Origin of the sequence: Arthrobacter sp. GMC3, assembly GCF_002929305.1 — a bacterium.
Classification (GTDB): Bacteria; Actinomycetota; Actinomycetes; order Actinomycetales; family Micrococcaceae; genus Specibacter.
The window spans coordinates 181,766-203,975 of sequence record NZ_PJIO01000005.1 but is presented as its reverse complement, the minus strand read 5'-3'; the positions used below and the strand labels follow the sequence as shown (position 1 = coordinate 203,975).

The window sequence follows — 22,210 nt, the reverse complement described above, 5'->3', positions numbered from 1 at the left end:
GCGCGCCCGTCAGCGTGGCGGTTACCCGGCAGGTTTACCGGCTGGGGCGCGGCTGGTGCGGGAACTAGTCTTGAGTCATGCGTAGCGAGTATGTTGAAGCGGTTCTTGACGTGGCGGAGCTGATCCCCGCCGGGGCTGTCCTCTCCTATGGTGATATTGCTGCGTTGTTGGAGCGCGGCGGACCCCGCCAGGTGGGTGCGGTCATGTCCCACCACGGGTCCGCGGTTGCGTGGTGGAGGGTGATCCGGGCCAGCGGGCAGCCACCCCTGGGTCATGACGCCCGCGCGCTAGTGCACTACGGCGAGGAAGCCACGGCGCTGCGCGGGGAGATAAGCGGTGAACACCCCTCCTGGCGGGTGGACATGTCGGCGGCCCGGTGGAATCCCACCGAGCCCGACTTCGAGCGCATTGACCTAATCGCTACACGGTTGCATGCCACGGAAGCGACGACGTCGGGCACTCACCCTCAAATGTCGGAGCCCCGTGATGGACTGGGGGCATGAGTAACCCCGCCCAGATTTCCTTGCCCCGCCTGACCCTGGTGGCACCTGTAGGCTCACTCACCGGTGCGCCCGTGCTGAGTTCCGACCAGCAGGCCGTGGTGGGTCTGGCCCCCGGAACAGGGCCAGTGCTCATTTGGGGTGCACCCGGAACTGGGAAGTCCACGGTGTTGATCGAGGCTGCGGTCAAGCGGATGGAGCACGACGGCGTCGATCCCGCCGGTGCCCTGCTGCTGGCACCCTCACGCCTGGCCGCCGCCAGATTGCGTGATGGCTTCAGTGCCCGCCTCACCCGAAGCCTGAGCACCTCCCCGGCCAGAACGTGGTCCTCCTACGCCTTCGACCTGCTGCGCCGGGCCAAGGTGGAGGGTCGAATGCCCTATATTGACGGCCCGCCGCGGCTCATGAGCGGCCCCGAACAGGACCTGATCATCAAGGACCTGCTGGCCGGGCACAAGCTCGGCCTGGGCACACCCCCGCCGTGGCCCGCCGACCTCGGCGATGCCCTGGAAACCCGCGGCTTCAGGCAAGAGCTGCGCCAACTCTTTGACCGGGTCATCGAATACGACCTCGCCCCGGAGGAGCTGGCCACCCTGGGCCGGGAGAACAACCGGCCTGATTGGGTTGCGGCGGCCTCGCTGTACCAGGAATACCGGGACGTGGTGGATTGGGGAAAATCCGGTTCCTTCGACCCCGCGGGCATCATCACGGCGGCTGCCACCTTGTTGCGCAACGATCAGGAGTTCCTGGATGCCGAACGCTCACGGCTGTCCTTGATCCTTGTCGATGACATACAGGAAGCCAACCGCTCGGTGCACGACCTGCTGGTGTTGGTGGGACGGGGCAAAGACATCTTGCTTGCGGCGTCCCCGGACACCGTGGTGCAAGGATTCCGAGGCGCCCGGCCGGATCTGGTGGGCACCCTGCGGGACGCCCTGTCCACAGAGCATGTGGGCGTGCGTGAGTTTTCCCTTTCCACTTCGCACAGGATGACCCCGGAAGTGGCCAAGGCGTGGTCGGCTGTGGCGGAGCGGATCGCCCAGACCCGTGGCGGGCACAAGGCGCGCGTGCTCCAATGGCCTGCTCGGGGAGAGAGGGTCCCCGTTGCCAGCCCCGAGACTGACTCGGGGCTGGACGGGGATGTGGGGGGCCCGGCGTCGTACGTCAGTGCGCATGTGGTGGCCTCCGAGGTCCACGAGCTGCGCCTGGTGGCCGAACGCATCCTGCACTTGCAGCATCTGGCCGGGCACAGCCTGAACGAAATCGCGGTGATCGTGCGGACTGGTTCGGCTCTGGCGGAGCTGCAACGGTACCTGAGCGGGCAGGGTATCCCCGTCAAGGTGCCCGTGGCCGAGAACCCGGTCCGCGACGAACCCGCCGTGCGGCCCCTGTTGGAGGCCTTCAAGGTGGCCCTGGACCCCGGGGTGCTGGATGCGGAACTTGTCGTGTCCCTGTTGACCTCACGGCTGGGACGATCCACCGCCCTTCACCTGCGCCGCCTCAGGCAGGCCCTGCGGCAACAGGAACTGAACAGCGGTGGCGGCCGTGCCAGCGATGAACTGTTGGTGGAGGCGCTGGGCGATTCTGGCAAATTGGCCCCACTCGGCTGGGAGGCACAGAATGCGCTGCGGATCGCCGCCATGCTGGCCGCCGGGAAACAGGCCGTGGCCGAGCCCGGCGCCAATGCCGAAACCGTGTTGTGGGCCTTGTGGGAGGCCTCGGATTGCTCGGGGACCTGGGAGTCACAGGCCCTGCGCGGGGGCCCTACCGGAATCAGGGCTGACAGGGATTTGGACGCCGTCATGGCACTGTTCCAGACGGCTGAACGGTACGTTGACCAGCTGCCCGGCTCCAGCCCCCAACAGTTCCTTGACTACCTGCTCAGCCAGGAACTGCCCATGGATACCCTGGCCGCCCGTGCCCAGCGGGCCGACGCCGTGGAGATCCTTACCCCCGCCAGTGCTGCCGGGCGGGAATGGCCGGTGGTCATCGTGGCGGGACTGCAGGAGGGGGTGTGGCCCAACACCCGGTTGCGTGGCGAGCTCCTGGGCAGCCAGTTCCTGGTGGACGTGCTCGAGAGGGGTCCAGTGGCCGCCCGGCAGATCGACCCTGCCACCCGGCTGCGGGACATCCGCTATGACGAGCTGCGCAGCTTCGCGGCCGCCATGTCCAGGGCCAGCCGCCAGCTGATCCTGACGGCGGCGTCGGGGCATGACCTGCAACCCTCGCAATTCATTGACCTGGCCGCGCCCTACATTCCGGTGACGGATTCCGGCGGCGAGTCCCAATACCCGGTACGGGCCGTGGAACAGGTGCCGCGCCCCATGACGCTACGCTCCCTGGTGGCCGAGTTGCGCCAGGAATCGGAAACGCACGCCGAGCCCGAGGCCGCCCGCATGCTGGCCGTGCTTGCTTCTGCTGCCGTTCCCGGTGCCGCACCGGAGCAGTGGTGGGGGCTGGCGCCCCTGAGTACCGATGCCCCGATTGTGCCGGCCGGTCACGTGGTCACGGTCTCGCCCTCCAAGGTTGAGGCGGTGCTGAAGTCGCCGCTGAACTGGTTTGTGAAGGCGGCAGGGGGTGAAGCCACCACCGACTTTGCACGCAGCCTGGGCACACTTATCCACGCCATCGCCCAGGACATCCCCAACGGTGCCGGGCACGAGTACCTGGCAGAACTACAAAAGCGCTGGCCCTCGCTGGGCATGGGCGAATCCTGGGAAGGGGAAAAGGACTACGAACGGGCCCAGGAAATGCTGCGCAAACTGGCCCAGTACGTGGTGGACGCCCGGGCACAGGGCAGGACGCTCATCGGCGTGGAAGTGGACTTCGAGGTGGACCTGCCACTGGAGGAGAGCTCTGAGACGGTCACCGAACCTGCCGAGGGTTCTGATCCACGGATAGCGCGCATGCGCGGCCAGGTGGACAGACTGGAGGTCGATGCCAACGGAAACCTGATCATCATTGACATCAAAACCGGGCGCAACAAGCCCACCAAGGCCCAGCTGGCCAGACACCTCCAACTCGGCGCCTACCAGGCCGCCGTGCTGGCCGGGGCATTCGCCGAAAAGGCGGCGGCAGCAGGATTCCCGCAGGCCGGTCCCGGTGGCGCGGCCCTGCTACCGCTAGGCGACGGCACCAAGTCCGTAGCCACCCAGGACCAGGCTGCTCTGCACCCAGGCGAGGAGGACTGGGCCACCCCGGAAGTACTGACGGCCGCACACCTCATGGCCCAGGCCATGTTCCCGGCCCGCCACGGTGCGGACTGGACCGAACGCAGCGGATGCCCGCTGCCTACCATCTGCCCGCTATGCCGCGAAGGGAAACAGATCACCGAATGAGCGATGACATCAGCAGGTCCCTTTCTGAAGTCCGTCGCGACGAACGTGACCACGGTGCCGGCGCCAGAGTCACGACTGTCCCGGATCAGAGCGCAGCTTCGGTCCCGCCGTTGCTTAGCCCGTTCGAACTTGCCAGCCTTCTGGACCAGCGCCCGCCCACTCAGGAGCAGGCAGCCATCATCTGCTCCCCACTGGAGCCGTTGTTGGTTATTGCCGGTGCCGGCTCCGGCAAGACCACCACCATGGCGGACCGTGTGGTGTGGCTGGTGGCCAACGGGCTGGTGCTGCCCGAGGAAATCCTGGGGGTGACCTTCACCCGCAAGGCTGCCGGTGAGCTGGCAGCGCGCATCCGCGGACAGCTGGCCAAGCTGGGCACCCTGGCCCGTTCCGGGGAGGTCACCCTTGCCCCGGCGGCCGCGGCCAAGGACGCCCTGGAACCAAAAGTGTCCACCTACCACTCCTACGCCAGCGGGATCGTCACCGACTATGGCCTGCGCTTGGGCATTGAACGCGACGCCGTGGTGCTGGGAGCGGCCGAGGCCTGGCAGCTGGCCAGCGACGTCGTTGAGGCGCACGACGGAGAGCACCAGCATTTCACCGCCGCCAAGTCAACGCTGATCCAATCGGTCATGGACCTGGCCGGCGAGTGTGCCGAGCACCTGCAGGACCCCACCGACGTCCGAGCGGAGCTTGAGAGCTACCTGGCCGAATTCGATGCGCTGCCCTACATTGCCGAGACCGCCAAGCCGCGGTCCGTGGCAGCCACCAAACTTCTTGACGTACTGCGCACCCGCGGCACCGTGGTGGACCTTGTCCAGCAATATGCGGAAGCGAAGCGGCGCCGCAACGCCCTTGACTATGGTGACCTGGTGGCACTCGCGGCCAGGATCGCGCGGGAGGTTCCGCACGCCGGGGAGATGGAGCGCCAACGTTTCAAAGTGGTGCTGCTGGACGAATTTCAGGACACCTCACACGCCCAATTGGAGCTTTTTGCCGAGCTCTACGGTGGCGGGCACCCCGTCACGGCTGTGGGTGATCCGCACCAGTCCATCTACGGTTTCCGCGGAGCCTCGGCAGGCCAGCTGTTCCGGTTCCCGGAGATTTTCCGCAGGAACGACGGCGGTTATGCGCCAACCGCCGAACTCACCATTGCCTGGCGGAACTCCGCGCACATCCTGCACGCCGCCAACGTCATGTCCGCCGAGCTGACGGCGGCGCAGACCCGCAAGGCAAACGCCAAATTGGCGGCGGGGCTGACAGCAGCCGAACGCGAGGCGGCCGGGCCGCAGGTGGTGGTTTCACCGTTGCGGGAAAAGCCTGCCGCTCCGGACGGCGAAGTGGTGCTGGCCCGCTTCGCCACCGAGCTCGACCAGGCGGAGGCCATTGCCGCGGAAATCCTCTTTCGAAAAGGCGATTTCACCTCCCATCGGGGAGCCCAAGGGGCCATGACGGTGGCAGTGCTGTGCCGCCGTCGGGCACAGTTCTCCGGATTTCAATCGGTGTTCGAGGCCCACGGAATTCCTTACGAAATTGTGGGCCTTGGCGGGCTGCTGTCCACTCCCGAGATCGTGGACCTGGTGGCCACCTTGCGGGTCATCGCCGACCCCGGACGCTCAGATTCGCTCATGCGCCTGCTCACCGGGGCCAGGTGGCGGATCGGTCCGGCCGACCTGATGGCCTTCGCGGATTGGTCGCGGTATCTGGCCAGGCGCAGGGCCTATGCGGCGAAGAACCAGCTCCCGTTTGACCCCTCCGCCGTGGCGGACGGGGAATTAGGCGGGGACGGGAGGGAGGAGGTCCCGGAACGTGTGGTGACCTCCGACGTCGTCGACGCCGCATCCTTGATTGAGGCCCTCGACTACCTGAGCCCCGACTACTGGCCCGAGGCGGCCCGGCCCCTGACCGACACAGCCAGGACGCGGTTGCTGGCACTTCGCGACGAGTTGCGGGTGCTGCGCACCTTTGTGGGCGATGATCTGACAAACCTGCTGGGCGTGGTGGAGCGGACCATGCTGCTGGACATTGAACTAGCGGCCAAGCCCGGCTCCAGCATCCACCATGCCAGACGAAACCTTGACGCGTTTTCCGACGCCGCTGCCACGTTTATGCAGGCGGCCGAACGTGTGGACCTGACAGCGTTCCTGGCTTGGCTGGAAACGGCGGAATCCGAGGAGGGAGGGCTTGAGATGACGGCCGTGGAGACCAACCCCGACGCCGTCCAACTGCTGACGGTTCATGCCTCCAAGGGCCTGGAATGGGACGTGGTCTTCGTTCCCGGCATGAACACCGGCGCGTTCCCCAGCACCCGCGCGGACAGGTGGACCACCGGTGCTAAATCGCTGCCGTGGCCCTTGCGCGGGGACCGGGCCGATCTTCCCGTCTGGGACACAGACGTGGCGGATCTGAAAACGCTGGTGGAACATGAAAAATTGTTCGCCGACGACGTGAAACTGCACGGCGAGGAAGAGGAACGCCGGCTTGCTTACGTGGCATTCACCCGGGCCAGGGACTTTCTGATGTGCTCCACCACGGTGTGGGGAAGCGGGAAAACACCGCTGGAACCCTCACTTTTCTTGCGTGAATTGTTGCCGCTGGCAGAAGGAGCCCGGCACAGTGCCAGGATGGGGCCATGGCTCGAAGACCCCGAGGACGGTGCGGAGAATCCCGTCAGCGCCGGGGAAGAAACGGCCCTGTGGCCCTACGACCCCCTGAATGGTCCAGTCATCCAGGGCCGTGCCGGTGTCGCAACCCGGGTGGGCCGCCGCGCCGCGGCAGATGCATCTGGGGTTGCCGTACTCGCAGCCCTGGACGCCCTGGCCGGGGCCCCAGCCGAGGAGGCCGGCACTTCGGGGTTCCTGGTGGAAAACCCGCGCTGGGGCAAGGAAACCTCGGTGCTATTGGCTCAGGAACAGGTGGAATCGGATCAGCTCCGGGTGGAATTGCCGCCACACATTTCCGCCTCCCGGCTGGTTGCCTTGGGTGAGGACCCGGAAAAAGTCACCCGGGCCATGCGCCGGCCCGTCCCCACCAAACCGGGTATGGCGGCCCGCAAGGGAACAGCCTTCCACGCCTGGATTGAGGAATTCTTTGGCAGCACCGGCCAATTGGACTTTGACGAAGCCCCCGGCGCCGACGCCTATGTTGATGAGGCCTACGGGCTGGCCGACATGCAAGAAACGTTCAAGAACTCCGCGTGGGCCAACAGGACACCGGCGGAACTGGAGGTGCCCATTGAAACACGAGTGGCAGAGGTGGTGGTCCGAGGCCGCATCGACGCTATTTTCCGCGATCCCGACGGCGGTTGGGACCTGATCGATTGGAAGACGGGCAAAGTGCCCTCCAAGACGCAGCTGGCGGTTCGCGGCGTGCAGCTGGCCGTCTACCGCCTAGCCTGGTCACGCCTGAAAGGGGTCCCCCTGGAGCAGGTCAGGGCGGCGTTTTACTACGTGGGGCAAGACAAATTGATCAGGCCCGTGGACCTGGCCGGCCAGGAAGAGCTGGAGGCGATCGTGACCAAGGCATACACCCAGTAGCGGCGGAACCGTGCGCTCAGGGGCGGGAACGGCGGCAGCCCCGGCGTTCGCGACCCGGGCACCACCGAAATTGCGGCCCGGCCGGGTACTGGCGTTGCGCAGCTATTTCTTGAGCGGGATGACCTTCATGGCCGTGGTGTCAACGTCCTCACCGGATCCAGCCACGGGCTCGCTGGTTGCTTCGCCGACTTCGGATTTTGCCTCTGCGGCAGATTCGGCGGCACTGTCCGAAGCATCGGTGGGCACAGTACCGGCGTCCGGAGTTCCAGCGTCCGGGGCGACGGCGTCGTTCGCGTCAGGATCTTGTACCGGCTCGGCCGTGGAGTCTTCGGTGCTGTCCGCAACTGTCTCGCCGGCGTCAGCCGCCGGCTTTGCCGCGGGCTCTTCTGCCGGCTTCGCCGCCGCCGTCTGCGTTGGCTCTGGCTCTGCGACCGGGATCGGAGCCGTGGTTACCTTGGGCACGGCGACGTGCGCATTCACCACGGGGACAACGCCGGTGACAACCGGAAGTGGCCCGGAGGCCGGTGCGGGTTCGGTGCTGATGGGCTGGCCACCGTGCGCGTCGATGTCGGCCTTCAGAGTCAGGAGCATGGTCTCGGCGTCGGCCACCATGCGGGCGGAGTCGGCGGCGAAGCCCTTGACTAGCCACTGGGCCAGCGCAAATTCGGCGCTCAGCGCGGCGCGGCGCAGCAAATGCGGGTCTGGTGCCTCGTTGCGGGCCGCGGCATAGGCTTGCATGACCGTGTCGACGAAGGCCGGGTCATTGATGGCCACGAGCCAGGCAAAGTCATCCGCGGGGTCGCCAATGCGCAAGTCCGTCCATCCCATGACGGCGGTCACGGTGGTGCCATCGAGCAGGATGTTGTCCTCATGGAGGTCGCCGTGGACCACCGAGGCATTAAAGCGCCAGAGCGCCACGTCCTCCATGGCATGTTCCCAACGCAGTAGCAACGACGGTGGAATCTTGCCCGTCGTGGCGGCCTGGTCCAACTCGTTGAGCTTGCGCTGGCGGAATTCGTTGGCGGTGTAGCTGGGAAGGTCGGCGTTGGTCACCAACTCCTGGGGCAGGTCGTGAATCGCTGCGATGGCGGCACCAATTTCCAGCGCCAATGCCGGTCCTCCGGACGCCAATTCCTCTACGGATTCGGCCCTGCCAACGATGTGCGAATACACAAAAGTAATCAGTTCACCCTGGCGAACCGTGCCGGCCACTGTGGGGAGAAGGAACGGTAATTCTGCCCTGATAGCGGGTGAGAAGGCGCGCAAAACCTCGCGCTCGGTCTCCAAGCGTGTACTTGCCTCGGCATGCTTCGGGGCGCGCACCCGCCACCGCCGGTTCTCCGAATCAACCAGCAAGGCGGCGTTAAAATCAGCTGCGTCGTCAGGCTCGGGCCCAAAAGCGGTGACATTGAGTCCGGGCACGGCCGCGCTGGCAATAGCGGCCAATTCGATTGCAGTCATTCGTCTCACCCCTCCACCGTAGAGCGCGAAACCGGCAACGTTGCGCCCATGCAGCGGCGAGTCGCGAGAAGTCCTTCGGGTTGTTCAAGTCACACATGTGTGCACGGCCCCTCCCAAGGAATGCAAAAGTGTTGCGGACTGCGTACGGTAGAGGAATGATCCAAGCCCTGCCCTCTCCCGAAGCCGTGCTCGATCGCGACTGTGAACAACGCAGCGCAAGCGGCTATTTGGATGCTGTGCAGGCCCGGCCGTCGCACCGCGTCATGATCTTCCAGCGTGGAAAGACGCTGATTCGCGGCCAGGAGATTCTCTTCTTTGAGTCGGCAGCGGCGGCGGCGAAATTGTCTGCCGACGTACTGACTATCTACTTGGGCAAGACACTGCCCGGACACCATCAACACCTGCCCGCCGGCACGGACATCGTTCTGAAGGTCCTTGCGGACGACGCCGACCCCTCGGCATGGGCATCCGAGGGCACCTCCTGGGCCGGGTACAGAGAGGCTGCGGCGCTGCTGTCCGGGCCGGACGCGGCCATTTTCATCCAGGCTCAGGCCGTGGCCAATTGGCACCAAAGCCACCGGTTCTGCCCCCGCTGCGGCTCGGCCACCGAACTGTTGTGGGCCGGTTGGATGCGCCGATGCACGCTGGATGCCTCCGAGCATTTCCCGCGAACGGACCCAGCGGTCATCGTGGCCATTGTGGGCGCAGATGAGCGGATCCTGCTGGCCAACAACTTTGCCTGGGAACCCCACAGGTACTCCACCGTGGCCGGATTTGTTGAAGCCGGAGAAAGCGCCGAACAGGCTGCCCGACGAGAAATCTTCGAGGAAGTAGGCGTGCACCTGCACAGCACCCACTACATCGGCTCGCAGGCCTGGCCCTTCCCGCGCTCCTTGATGCTGGGATTTATCGCCCACACGGACGATGTGGACGCGGTGCCGGACAATACGGAGGTTCGCGAAGCTCGTTGGTTTGGCCGTGCAGAATTGCAGGCGGCTGTGCTCAGTGGCGAGGCCATCATCTCCCAACGGCTTTCCATTGCCCGGGAACTGATCGAGCGTTGGTACGGCGGGCCAATCCGTGACCGAGGCGAGGATGTTGCAGGATCCGCCGTCGCCGGAGGTCTCTCATGAGCTACGACCCCAGCCAGGTTGGGCTGCCTGTCATGGATGAGCACACGGCCGAGGAACGCATTCTGGCCGGCCTGGATGAAGAACAGCGCGCCGTGGCAACCACCCTGAGCGGTCCATTGTGTGTTTTGGCAGGGGCCGGTACCGGAAAAACCCGCGCCATTACTCACAGGATCGCCTACGGCGTCCACACGGGCGTGTACAACCCCAACCGGCTGCTGGCAGTGACATTCACGGCCCGGGCCGCCGCCGAAATGCGGACCCGGCTGCGCGACCTGGGCGTGGGCACCGTCCAGGCCCGCACCTTCCACGCCGCGGCACTGCGCCAGCTGCAGTACTTCTGGCCGCACGCCGTCGGGGGACAGCTCCCCGGACTGCTCGACCACAAGGCCCAAATCATTGCCGAGGCTGCCCGGCGCCTGCGCCTGCCCACCGACAGGGCCGCCATCCGCGATCTTGCGGCGGAAATTGAATGGGCCAAGGTGTCCATGCTGACCCCGGAAACCTACCTCACCAAAGCCCTTGACCGGGGTGAGCCGGGCGGCTTGGACAAGCTCGCCGTCGGGCGCCTCTTCCAGGCGTACGAGGACGTCAAGGGGGACAGGAATCTCATTGACTTTGAGGACGTCTTGCTGATCACGGTGGGGATTTTGCAGGAGGACCCACGGGTGGCCGCAACCGTCCGGGACCAGTACCGGCACTTTGTGGTGGACGAGTACCAGGATGTTTCCCCGCTCCAGCAAAAGATGCTTGATCTGTGGCTGGGCGGCCGTGATGAACTGTGCGTGGTGGGCGACGCCAGCCAGACCATCTATTCCTTCACCGGCGCCACACCGCGGCACTTGCTGGATTTTCCCAAGCGCTACCCCACGGCAAACGTTGTGAAACTGATCCGGGACTACCGCTCTACGCCTCAGGTGGTGGGCTTGGCGAATACCTTGCTGAACAGCCGGCGCAGCGGCGGGCTCACGGCCGACGCCCTCTGGTCCACACCACTACACCTGGTGGCTCAACGCCCGGGCGGTCCCTCCCCGGAGTTCCTTGAATGCAGCGATGACGAGGCTGAGGCCGCAGCCGTCGCCGCGCGCATCAAGAACCTCATTGACAACGGCACCCAGGCCAGCGAGATTGCGGTGCTGTTCAGAACCAACGGGCAATCCGAGGCGTACGAACAGGCGCTCACCGCCGCCGGTGTTGGGTACCAGTTGCGCGGTGGCGAACGGTTCTTCGCCCGCAAGGAAGTCCGCGACGCCATCTTGCAGTTGCGGGCGGCCTCCCGTGCGGCCGAGGACGAGCCCCTAGGGCAGCTGGTCCGGGACATCCTAGGCAACCTGGGATACCAGGACGAGGCGCCCAAAACCGGCGGGGCTGTCCGGGAAAAATGGGAGTCGCTGGCAGCGCTGGTGGCGCTTGCCGATGATCTGGTGGTCACCCGGAGCACCCCCGAACACGCCTTCACTTTGGTGGACTTGGTGGCGGAACTACAGGAACGGGCCACGGCCCAACACGCCCCCACCGTGCAGGGTGTGACCCTTGCATCCCTGCACTCGGCCAAGGGCCTGGAATGGGACGCCGTGTTCCTGGTGGGCCTCAGTGAAGGCCTGATGCCGATTTCCTTTGCCGACGCCCCCGAATCTGTGGATGAGGAGCGACGGCTGCTCTATGTGGGAATTACCAGGGCACGGGAATTTTTGAACTTCTCCTGGTCAACCGCGCGCACGCCGGGTGGCCGGGCCAACCGCCGCCCCTCACGTTTCCTTGACGGGCTCCGGCCCGGCAGCGTGGGCGGTGCCCCCACCGGCGGCAGTCAAGGGGCAGTCCGCAAGGCTCGCAAAACCGCGGCACCATCGGTGTGCCGCGTCTGTGGGCAGGTGCTGACCACGGGTGCCGAGCGCAAGATTGGACGCTGTTCAACGTGCCCTCCCGGTTACGATGAGGCCGTTTTCGAGGATCTGCGCCAGTGGAGGTTGCAGGAAGCCACCGCCGCCGACGTTCCGGCATTTGTGGTCTTTACCGACGCGACGCTCATGGCCATTGCTGAGGCGGCCCCGCAGGATCTTGATGAGTTGGCTGCGTTGCCCGGGGTTGGGCCCTCCAAGCTGGAGCGCTATGGAGAGGCTGTACTGGAAATCGTGGCCAACGCCTGACGCTGCAATTGGCAGCTGCAGCCGGGATGGAGCGCGAATTCTTCCCGGCTCCAGTGGCCGTTATCCGGGTGAAAGGTCAGCACCGACGACCAGGCGCTGGGCTGGTTGACGGCGTCCAGGAACAGTAAGGCCTGGGCCGCCGCGGTGCCTGCCAGTGCCATGGCAAGGGCGGTATTTTCTAAGGACTCGGGTCGGTGCTGGTGACCGTCAATCTGGCCTTGCTGGGAGGATAGTTGCTCGCAGAGGTACAGCCACAGGGGGTCGTGGGCCCCGCGGTGCCGTTCCACACATTCGGCGCAGGCCGTAGAACCTGGCATGACCAGCGGTCCCACGGTGCCCTCTTGCTCGCGGACCAGAACCAAGAGATGCGGCAGGTCCAGGCCCATGAAGTATCCGGTCGTCTCGGCACCGACTGCGTCGTGGGACACCACAATGGCCAGATCCAGGCATCGGGTATCCGGGCCACCCTTTCCGCCTTCGTGCAGGATGTGGGCGTGGGTTCCCGGGTCAAGGGCCAGGGCCGCCCGGCGCACAGCCACGGAGCGCATCAGCCCAATGTCGGCGAGTTTGAATGATCCCGGGGCCACATCCACGGCCGTGACGGCCCTGTCATCCTCGAGAAAGAGCGTCCCGACTCCCGCGCTGACAAGCACCAGGGCAAGCGCGGCTCCCGTTCGCCCCAACCCCGTGACATGCACAACCGCGTGTTCGCGCCGGGCCATGTACTTGCGCGACGGTTCCCGATGCAGCCCTAGCAGGGCCGCATGTTCGGGTAGGAGCCGTTCCGAGCGAAAGCCCCGTGTGGCCAGCTCGTCATCGTTGAAGAGCAGGCCCTTGAGGTTGGCGCAGATTTCCGCAGCGCGCTCGTCTCCGATGCCCAGGGCGTGGGCGGTGCTCGCGAGCTCGGAATCGGCGACCCCTTCCCGCAGTGCCTGAATGAAGTCCACGTCGCGTGGCTGGAGGCCCTCGATGATGGTGCCGCCATGACCCACACCAATTTGGATGCTGGTGGCATCGCGGTGAACCATGCGAAGCCCCGGGTTGATAGTGGTCACGGGCGTTTCCTTTTCTCTTTGCCGGCCTCCTGGACGGGCGGGTCGCTCCCTTGCGATCATGGCACAGCCCGAGTAGGCCCGCTTGAGGTTATCCACAATGTGGGGTTGTCCACAGGGTGAGGGTACTGGCTCGATTTCTGTCGGTGCGGCGATGTACCGTCGAATCATGGCAGCGACGAAAGATCCAGCGCAGGGTGATCCCCGGCGGAATCCCATCGGACGGGGAACCCCCGGACCCCTGGGCGATTCATTTTCCAAGCACCTGGCCGCCAACGGGGCTCAGGTGGTGGTGCGGCGCACCCGGCGGCGAAAGACCGGCGTGGCAGCGTTTTGGGAAGAGGGGCGCGCCGTCATTGCCGTTCCGGCCCGCATGAGTATTGAAGATGAACAGTACTGGGTCCCGCACATGGTGTCCCGGCTGGAAGCGGACCAGCGCGCACGGGCTGGCGGGCGGCGTCGTCGGGTGGCGCCCAGCGACACGGCGCTAATGCAACAGTGTGAGCTTCTTTCGGCACGGTACTTGGGGTCACGGGCCGTGCCGGAATCCGTGCGCTGGGTGACCAACCAAAACGGCCGGTGGGGTTCAGCGACCAACGCGCACAAGTCGATCAGGATTTCTCACCATGTGCAGGGTATGCCGGACTGGGTGCTTGATTATGTGCTCTTGCACGAGCTGGCGCACCTGATCCATCCGAATCACAGTGCCGCGTTCTGGGCTGAACTCGCCGGCTACCCGCATTTGAAGCGTGCCGAGGCGTTCCTGGAGGGTGCCTCGTTTGCTTCGGCCCGCAATATCCAGGGCATGAGCAGCGATCTTGACGGCGATTTCGAGGCCTGAGATGCCGGATGCAGATATGGTGCAGGGCGCCCGGTATATCGGGCGCCCTGCACCATATCTGCATCCAGACAGGAAACGAGTCGGCTACTTCTCGGCCACCGGCCCGCCGTCGGACGCATCACCGGGTGTGCCGCCGTCGTTGTCCTCGCCTGCGGGGGGAAGGTTATCGAACCCGCCGTCCAGGAGTTTGGCCAGGGCCGCGTCAACATCGGAGTCGGAGGCATCCGCAGCCGAGCGACGGGCACCAAAGCCTGCCGCGTCGTCCAGATCGGCCGACGTCGGCAGCAGGTCCGGGTGCGCCCAGATGGCGTCGCGCCCGGCAATGCCGCGTTGTTCCTTCAGGGAGGACCACAAGGCTGCGGCTTCACGAAGCCTGCGGGGGCGCAACTCCAAGCCAACCAGGGAGCCAAACGCATGCTCGGCCGGACCGCCGGTGGCGCGCCGGCGGCGGATGGTCTCGCGGATGGCCGCCGCGGCGGGCAGGTTGGCTGCCGCCTCAAAGGTAATCTCATCGACCCAGCCCTCAACCAGTGCCAGAGCCGTCTCGAGCTTGGCCAGGGCCGTTTCCTGCTCGGGGGTGCGGGCCGGCATGAAGACGCCGTCGGACAGGGCAGCCTGCAGGGTTTCGGGGTTGGACGGGTCAAGGTTCGCGGCCAGGTCCTCAATCCGGGACATGTCGATGTGGATGCCGCGAGCATAGGATTCGATGGCACCAAAAAGGTGTCCGCGAAGCCAGGGCACCTGGACAAACAGCCGGGCATGGGCCGCCTCGCGCAGGGCCAGGAACAGCAGGACCTCCTGCTCGGGAACTTCCAGCCCCTCACCAAACGCCTTGATGTTTGCCGGCAGCAAGGCCATTTGGAGGTCCGCCAACGGGATCCCTATATCGGTGGAGCCCACCACTTCCTTGGCCAAGGCTCCCACGGCCGCCCCGAGCTGGAGCCCGAAGAGGGCCCCGCCCATGTTCTGCATCATGGAAGCCGCGCCGCCCATCGCGGACTTCATCTCTTCGGGCAACTGCTCGTTCATGGCGGAGGTGATGGCAAAGGCAATGCTGTTGGCTACCGGTTCCGTGAGTCGCTGCCAGGTTCCCAGTGTCTCCTCAACCCATTCGGCACGTGACCAGGCCCGGCCGGTAATGGCAGTGGCTTCCAAGTCGGTGAAGGGGTCAAGCCACATCTCGGCCAGACGCAGGGCCTCATCGACGGCCTTTGACTGTGCCGGGGTGATGGAGGGGTCATCGCCCGCCGCGGCTTTCCGGGCGGCGTCGTGCGCCAAATCCCAGTTGACGGGGGAGTCGGAGGAGCCGCTCATCATGGCCTGGACCTGGGAGAGCATTTGTGCGAGCACATTCGGATCGGAGGGCAGGCCAGCGGCCTTGGCCAGCTCCGCCGGATCAAAGCCTTCCATGCCTTTGCCGCCCATCAGGTTGGCCAGCATCTCGGAGAGCGGGTCCTTGGGGGTGTCGTCGTCGTTGTTGGCTGGTGTGGAAGACATGATGTGCCAATCGTTGCAGTGAATGTAAGAGTATCTTCACGTTACCGCCGTCACGGGTGCTTGTCGCCCCATGGGCCGCCCCTGTTCGCTACAGGCAAATGCGCCAAAATCGGCTTCGGATTCTTCCCCGGATCCTTTCAGCTTGCACACGGTTCAACACAGTAGGGTAGGGGAGAGGCCCTTGCGATCTAGCAGCGCCGTAGCGATTCCCAGGAATTCTTGGAAAGGTAAAGAGTATTGAGCCAGGAGAACCAGGACGTTGCGGCACCGCCCACCGTTGCCCGTGAACGCCGTGTTTCCCTCATGATGATTTCCGGGGTCGTGGCCGTGGTCTTGGCCGTTGCCGCCGTGACTATCCCGGTCCCGTATGTTGTGGAATCCCCAGGGCCTGCCATCAACACCATTGGCAAGATCAACAACCAACCCGTGATCACGGTTTCGGGCACGGAGACGTTCCCCGTCACAAGTGGCAGCCTGGACCTGACCACCGTGCATGTTACCGGTGGCCTCCCCGACAGCCAGATCAACTTCTTCGAAGCCGTGCGTGCCTGGCTCACCCCCTCGGATTCGATCTACCCGGCGGAGCTCATCTACGCCCCGGGAATCAGCCAGGAAGCAGTCAACAGCGAGAACTCTGCTGCCATGACGTCCTCGCAGGAAAATGCGACGGCGGCGGCGTTGACTGCGTTGAACATTGATTACAAGACGATGGTGGCTGTCGCCTCGGTTCTCACGGACGGCGCCTCTGGCGGGATCATCAAGCCCGACGACGTCCTGGTCAGCATCGAGGGCAAGCCCATCACAGGGATTTCCGTCATTCAAGGCGTACTGGCGCAGGATCCGGGCAAGGCCGTGAACGTTGAATTGCTGCGCGACGGCGTCAACAAGAGTGTGTCCATCACCCCCCGCAAGGGCACTGACGGCAAGTACCTGTTGGGAATCACCCTGCAGGACACGTTCACTTTTCCGTTCAACGTCAACATCACCCTGAGCAACATCGGTGGGCCCAGCGCCGGGATGATGTTTGCCTTGGGCATCATGGACACCCTGACCCCGGGGGACCTAACCGGTGGCAAGCCGTTTGCCGGGACGGGAACCATTGACCCGCAGGGAAATGTTGGCGCCATCGGCGGCATCGCCCAGAAGATGATCGGGGCCCAGCAAAATGGTGCACAGTATTTCCTGGCACCGGCTGCCAACTGTTCAGACGTCGTCGGACATGTCCCCAACGGGCTTCAGGTGATTAAAGTCGCTACCCTTAAAGAAGCGTACGAGGCGGTGTCGGCCATCGGCTCGGGCAAAGACAGTTCCACGCTTCCTACTTGTAAGTAACAATTGAGCATCGGACGGAACTTAGCCTTACCGCCATTCGTGGCACCAGTAGGACACTAGCTTGTAAAGACACCAGCACCAGCAAACAGAGGTAAGAGTGACATCGCGCCCAGCCCCTTCGCCCAGTAACGCCCCCCAACGCAGGCGCCGCGGCGCCCTCTTGCCGACCATCATTGTGGTTGCCGTCCTGGTGATTGCCCTGGTGATTTTCTCCGGGATTTACACCGACTTCCTCTGGTTCAACCAACTGGGCTACTCAGAGGTTTTCCTGCGCGAGAAGCTTGCCAGGCTCCTGATCTTTGTCACGGCGTTCCTGATCATGGCCGTCAGCGTGTACTTTTCCATCCGCGTTGCCTACCGGGCCCGGCCCGTCTATGCGCCGGATAACCAGCGCGATGACAACCTCAACCGGTACCAGGTGCAGTTGGAGCCGGTCCGCCGCGTGGTGATGATTGGCGTCCCAGTTGTCTTTGGCCTGTTTGCCGGAACAGCGGCGATGGCACAGTGGGAGAAGGTGTTGCTGTTCATCTACCGGGTGCCTTTTGGCCAGAAAGACCCGCAATTTGGTTTTGACATCAGCTTCTACACCAACACGTTGCCATTCCTTGGCTTTGTCATGGGCCTGCTCATCAGCGTCACCGTGATCTCCTTCATCGTGGGCTTGCTGACCCACTACCTGTACGGCGCAATCAGGCTCACCGAGCGGGGTATCTTCACCTCGCGCCAGTCGCAGATCCACCTCGCAGTGATGGCTGCGGTGTTCCTGGTCCTGCTCGGCATCAATTTCTGGCTTGACCGCTACACCACCTTGCAAAATAACGGCGGCTACCGGGCCGGCGCCATGTTCACCGACGTCAACGCCGTGATCCCCACGAAGGCGATCCTGGCCGTGGCGGCCGTGATCGTGGCTATCTTGTTCATTGTTGCTGCCTTCATCGGCAAGTGGAAGCTGCCGCTGATCGGTACAGGCATGCTGCTTGTTACGGCCATTGTGGCTGGTGGTATTTACCCGTGGGCGGTGCAGCAGCTGCAGGTTGTCCCGTCCCAGCAGAGCCTCGAATCGCAATACATTGGCCGCAACATTGACATGACCCGGCAGGCGTACGGCCTTGCCGGCATGGAAGTCACCCCTTACAACGCCACCACGACGGCGACTCCCGGGGCTCTGCGCGCGGACGCCGACACTACGGCCAACATCCGCTTGCTTGATCCGAACCTGGTTTCCTCCACTTTTGCCCAGTTGGAGCAGTTCCGTCCCTATTACGAGTTCCCCAAGACACTGAACGTGGACCGATACACCATTGACGGCCAGGTCCAGGACGCCGTGATTGCCGTGCGTGAGCTGAACCCGCAGGGCATCAACCCGGACCAGCAAAGCTGGTACAACCAGCACCTGGTCTACACCCACGGATACGGAGTGGTCGCTGCCAAGGCAAACACCGTGACCTCCGACGGCAAGCCCGATTTCATCCAGTCAGGTGTCCCCTCCACAGGTTTGCTGGGCACCGACACCAGCTACCAGCCTCGCATTTACTTCGGTCAGTCCACCACCGACTACTCCATTGTGGGCGCCCCGACGGGCACTCCAAATGTGGAGCTTGACCGCCCCCAGGGGACCACAACCAGTACCGATGCCAGTGCTGCGGGTGAGTCGCTGACAACGTTCACCGGCAATGGCGGCCCATCTTTGGGCAACTGGTTCAACAGGGTCATGTACGCCATGAAGTTCCAGTCCTCGGATTTGTTGCTGACCAACGGTGTCAACGACAAGTCTCAGATCCTCTACGACCGCACCCCGGAGGAGCGCGTTGCCAAGGTTGCCCCGTACCTGACAATTGACGGCAACCCTTACCCGGCCATCGTTGATGGCAAGGTCAAGTGGATCGTTGATGGCTACACCACCAGCTCCTACTACCCGTACTCGCAGCAGCAACAGCTGCAAGAGGCCACCACAGATTCGCTGACCACCTCCAGTGGAAGCGGTGCGCTGGCACCGGCATCGGTGAACTACATCCGCAACTCCGTCAAGGCGACCGTGGACGCTTACGACGGCTCCGTTGACCTTTACGCGTGGGACACCGAAGATCCCATCCTGAAATCGTGGGAAAAGATCTTCCCCACCAGCATCAAGCCATACTCGGAAATGTCCGGGGACCTGATGTCCCATGTGCGTTACCCGGAAGACCTGTTCAAGGTCCAGCGCGAGCTGATGGGCCAGTACCACGTGACCGATCCCGGTAAGTTCTACAACAACACCCTGGCATGGAGCGTTCCCGACGATCCCACCACCACCGCTGTTGACAAGCAACCGCCGTACTACCAGTCGCTGAAAATGCCAGGAAAAGACAAGACGGCGTTCTCGCTGACCACTGACTTCATCCCGCAGCAGGTCAAGAACACCGATTCACGCAACATCTTGTACGGTTTCATGGCCGCCAACGGCGACGCCGGCAACGTCAAGGGTGTCAAGAGCCCCGACTACGGCAAGTTGCAACTGCTGGAACTGCCCGATGCCACGCAGGTGCCCGGCCCCGGCCAGGTCCAAAACACGTTCCAATCTGACCCGTCTGTTTCCGAGCAGCTGAACGTGTTGAAGCTTGGACAGTCCGACGTCATCAACGGCAACCTGCTCACACTTCCCATGGGCGGTGGAGTGCTCTATGTCCAGCCCGTTTATGTGAAGTCCACGGGCTCGACGTCGTACCCCACCTTGCAGCGTGTGCTGGTCGCCTTCGGTAACAAGATTGGTTACGCGGCAACGCTGAACGACGCCCTGGACCAGCTCTTCGGTGGCGACTCCGGCGCCCAGGCCGGGGACGCCAATGTTCAAAAGGCCCCCGGAACCAGTGGCAGCTCCACCGAGGGCACCACCCCGGCAAGCACTAACCCGGCCCTGGCCAAGGCGCTCAGCGACGCCAACCAGGCGCTGGCGGACGGGCAGGCGGCCCTTGCCAAGGGCGACTTTGCAGCTTACGGTGTGGCTCAAAAGGCGCTGCAGGCAGCCATCACGGCAGCCATTGCGGCCGAGGGCGCCGCGTCGGCAGCAACGCCGAGCGCAACCCCGAGCGCCACGCCGAGTCCGGCACCCTAGCGCAGGGCAGTAGCAAACGCTTGCGGGGCCCGGAAGATGCCACCATCTTCCGAGCCCCGCAGGCGTTTAAACGGGATGGTCTAAACCGTACGGGCCAGGCTGGCAGGTGGGAGACGAAGGTCACGTCCCCTCAATTTGCTGCCCGGGGCGGGCGCAGCGTAAAGTAAAGAACACATCGCGGGGTGGAGCAGTTCGGTAGCTCGCCGGGCTCATAACCCGGAGGTCACAGGTTCAAATCCTGTCCCCGCAACTTGAAGAGAAAACCCTCGGCCCCTAGGCCGGGGGTTTTCTCGTTGTCGCTACCGTTCCCCGTTCTCGCTACCGGTACACCGGTAGCGAGAACGGGGAGCGGTGTCATTTTCCCCGCGGAGGCTAGTGGAACGGCCAGAACACGGGCACCAGGAACACTGCGACCGCCACGTAGAGGGCCATGATGACAAGGCCAAACTTCCAGTAGTCACCAAAGCGGTACCCTGCCGGGCGCATGATCATCATGTTGGCCGGGGTGGCGACGGGTGTCAGCAAGGCCGCCGAGGAGGCCACACTGACGCACATGAGCACCGTCAGCGGGTCCAGACCGGCCTCGCCCGCCACGGACAAGGCGATGGGGATAATGATCAAGGCCGTGGCGGTGTTGCTAATAAGCTGGCCCAAAACCGCCGTAACGACGAAGATGCCCAGCAACAGCAGGTAGGGGCTGCCGCCGCCGGTGAGGTACACAATTCCGTTGGCCAGCATTTCGGCGGTACCCGTTTTGGTGATGGCGGCCGACAAGGGGATCATGCCGGCCACCAGAATCAAGGTTTGCCACGACATGGACCGGTGGGCCTGGCCCATCGTGACCACGCGGGTGAGCACCATGGCCATGGCGGCAAGCAAGGCGGCAACTGATGCCGGAACAATGTTGGTGGTCATCATGATGACCATGGCGGCCAGGATGATCAGCGCCGGAATGGCGCCGGGGCCCAGCGGCACTGTCTGGCGCCGGATGGCGTCGGGGGAGTCCACAAGCAGCACGTTCTGGTCCTGCGTGTGCTTATCCAGCGCGCCCCAACTTCCCTGCAGTAACAGGGTGTCGCCGGCCTTGACGGCGGTGACGTCGTTCGATCCCGATTTGCCCGCCCGCTGGTGGGCCAGCACCACCAGCGAACCGCTTTCGGTGACCATGCCCGGGAACACGTCGGTGCCTATCAAGTTCGACCGTGGCGAAACCAGCACCTCGGCCACACCAAAGGACTTGCTGACCAGCCCGCAAGCGAGCTCGGTGGGCCCTGCCGTCTCCACCTCCAGTTCGTTCCTCGTCGCAAAGTCCGCAATGTCCGACGTCGTTCCCCTCACCACCAGGTAGTTCCCGGCTTCCAGAAACTCCGAGGTCTGTGGCTTGCCGTCCACGTTCTGGACGCTCAGGAGGTGAACTGCGCCCCGCGTGGTGGGCAGAACGCCGGCCAGGGCATCGCCCACCCGCGTTGAACCAGCCGGAACGTGCAGCCTGGCCAGCTCGTGTTCATCCGGCCAGTACTGGCTCAGCAGCACCGAGGGTAGATTGCTGAGATCTTTGGGGATGTCCTCGGGTGTCCGCCGGGGCAGGAGTTTCGGGCCCAGATAGACGGCAATCAAGATGGTTCCTGCCAGCAGCGGCAGGCCCACCAGGGCAAATTCAAAAAAGCCGATGCCCTTGCCGGTTGAATCAAGTGCGGCTTCCAGGATCAAAATATTGACCGGTGAACCCGTCAGCACCAACAAGGAACCGGCGTGAGCGGCGAACGCCATGGGCATCAGCAATTGCCCGGGCTCCCGCTTGAGCCGAACAGCCAGGACCACCACCATGGGAAGCAGGGCAGCCACCGCACCATTGACACTGATGATGGCAGTCAAAAACGCCGTAAAGACCATGATGAGCACTATCAACCGGGTCCGGCTCTCGCCGGCATATTTGACCAGCAGCCCGCCCATCCAGGTGGTGATGCCAGCGGCGTCGATCGCCTCCGCCACAACAAAAAGGGCGGCAATGAGGATGACCGTGCCCGAACCAAAACCCGAAAAAGCCTCGTCAATACTGATAATCCCGGTGGCGAACAGGACCAGGGCCACACCAAGGGCCACGATTTCGACCGGAATCTTGTTCCAAACAAATATGACAATCGTGATTGCCAGAATTACCAGCATGGTAGCTATTTCGGTCATTCTCACAGGCTAGCCACTTGGCTCCACTAGAACAATTAAGACACGGAATCAACCGTTGAGACATTGTGACCTGACAAAGGAGGTTGATGGGGCCAGCGACTGCT

Annotated in this window: 12 protein-coding genes and 1 tRNA gene; 9 read left to right on the top strand and 4 right to left on the bottom strand. The window is 64.1% G+C overall.

Going from position 1 to position 22,210, the window contains the following annotated elements; genetic code table 11:
- The first annotated feature begins 77 nt into the window (after positions 1-77).
- The 3 genes from CXQ94_RS10730 to CXQ94_RS10720 are packed head-to-tail and all read left to right on the top strand — an operon-like array spanning position 78 to position 7,371.
- On the top strand, positions 78-503 hold the full coding sequence (locus tag CXQ94_RS10730; RefSeq protein ID WP_104089745.1) for an MGMT family protein: 426 nt from the start codon (positions 78-80) through the stop codon (positions 501-503).
- Complete coding sequence (locus CXQ94_RS10725; protein ID WP_104089742.1) at positions 500-3,838, top strand: ATP-dependent DNA helicase; 3,339 nt, start codon at positions 500-502, stop codon at positions 3,836-3,838. Before CXQ94_RS10730 ends, CXQ94_RS10725 begins: the two co-directional genes overlap by 4 nt.
- Positions 3,835-7,371: an ATP-dependent DNA helicase gene (locus CXQ94_RS10720; RefSeq protein WP_104089739.1), complete on the top strand. Its 3,537-nt coding sequence runs from the start codon at positions 3,835-3,837 to the stop codon at positions 7,369-7,371. Before CXQ94_RS10725 ends, CXQ94_RS10720 begins: the two co-directional genes overlap by 4 nt.
- Before the next feature lie 102 nt (positions 7,372-7,473).
- Here CXQ94_RS10720 and CXQ94_RS10715 read toward each other — a convergent pair whose 3' ends face one another.
- Complete coding sequence (locus CXQ94_RS10715) at positions 7,474-8,832, bottom strand: macrolide 2'-phosphotransferase (RefSeq protein ID WP_104089736.1); 1,359 nt, start codon at positions 8,830-8,832, stop codon at positions 7,474-7,476.
- Positions 8,833-8,987: 155 nt separating this feature from the next.
- Here CXQ94_RS10715 and nudC point away from each other — a divergent pair, with 155 nt between their 5' ends.
- Positions 8,988-9,965: an NAD(+) diphosphatase gene (gene nudC, locus CXQ94_RS10710; RefSeq protein WP_104089734.1), complete on the top strand. Its 978-nt coding sequence runs from the start codon at positions 8,988-8,990 to the stop codon at positions 9,963-9,965.
- The gene (locus CXQ94_RS10705; RefSeq protein ID WP_258067001.1) at positions 9,962-12,109 is read left to right on the top strand and encodes an ATP-dependent DNA helicase UvrD2; all 2,148 of its coding nucleotides are present in this window, start codon (positions 9,962-9,964) and stop codon (positions 12,107-12,109) included. The genes nudC and CXQ94_RS10705 overlap by 4 nt, the downstream gene beginning before the upstream one ends.
- Here the strand turns inward: CXQ94_RS10705 and CXQ94_RS10700 are convergent.
- On the bottom strand, positions 12,070-13,164 hold the full coding sequence (locus CXQ94_RS10700) for a TOMM precursor leader peptide-binding protein (protein WP_104089732.1): 1,095 nt from the start codon (positions 13,162-13,164) through the stop codon (positions 12,070-12,072). The two genes, CXQ94_RS10705 and CXQ94_RS10700, sit on opposite strands and share 40 nt — an antisense overlap.
- A 166-nt stretch (positions 13,165-13,330) precedes the next feature.
- On the opposite strand from CXQ94_RS10700, the gene CXQ94_RS10695 reads away from it, so the two are divergent.
- Positions 13,331-14,002, top strand: coding sequence for a M48 family metallopeptidase (locus CXQ94_RS10695; RefSeq protein WP_104089978.1), 672 nt, complete (start codon positions 13,331-13,333; stop codon positions 14,000-14,002).
- 84 nt (positions 14,003-14,086) lie between these two features.
- On the opposite strand, the gene CXQ94_RS10690 is transcribed toward CXQ94_RS10695, so the two are convergent.
- Positions 14,087-15,499, bottom strand: coding sequence for a zinc-dependent metalloprotease (locus CXQ94_RS10690; RefSeq protein ID WP_104089729.1), 1,413 nt, complete (start codon positions 15,497-15,499; stop codon positions 14,087-14,089).
- 237 nt (positions 15,500-15,736) lie between these two features.
- Here CXQ94_RS10690 and CXQ94_RS10685 point away from each other — a divergent pair, with 237 nt between their 5' ends.
- The 3 genes from CXQ94_RS10685 (at position 15,737) to CXQ94_RS10675 (ending at position 20,172) form a co-directional block, all read left to right on the top strand.
- Positions 15,737-16,831 carry a PDZ domain-containing protein gene (locus CXQ94_RS10685; RefSeq protein ID WP_258066999.1) on the top strand — a complete coding sequence of 365 codons (1,095 nt, stop codon included), beginning with the start codon at positions 15,737-15,739 and terminating at the stop codon, positions 16,829-16,831.
- A gap of 160 nt (positions 16,832-16,991) precedes the next feature.
- Positions 16,992-19,922 carry a UPF0182 family protein gene (locus CXQ94_RS10680; RefSeq protein WP_258066998.1) on the top strand — a complete coding sequence of 977 codons (2,931 nt, stop codon included), beginning with the start codon at positions 16,992-16,994 and terminating at the stop codon, positions 19,920-19,922.
- Positions 19,923-20,098: 176 nt separating this feature from the next.
- Positions 20,099-20,172: transfer RNA gene (locus CXQ94_RS10675), tRNA-Met, on the top strand.
- A gap of 122 nt (positions 20,173-20,294) precedes the next feature.
- Here CXQ94_RS10675 and CXQ94_RS10670 read toward each other — a convergent pair.
- Positions 20,295-22,106 (bottom strand): SLC13 family permease, encoded by a 1,812-nt coding sequence (locus tag CXQ94_RS10670; RefSeq protein ID WP_104089725.1) that lies wholly within the window; start codon positions 22,104-22,106, stop codon positions 20,295-20,297.
- Positions 22,107-22,210: the final 104 nt, after the last annotated feature.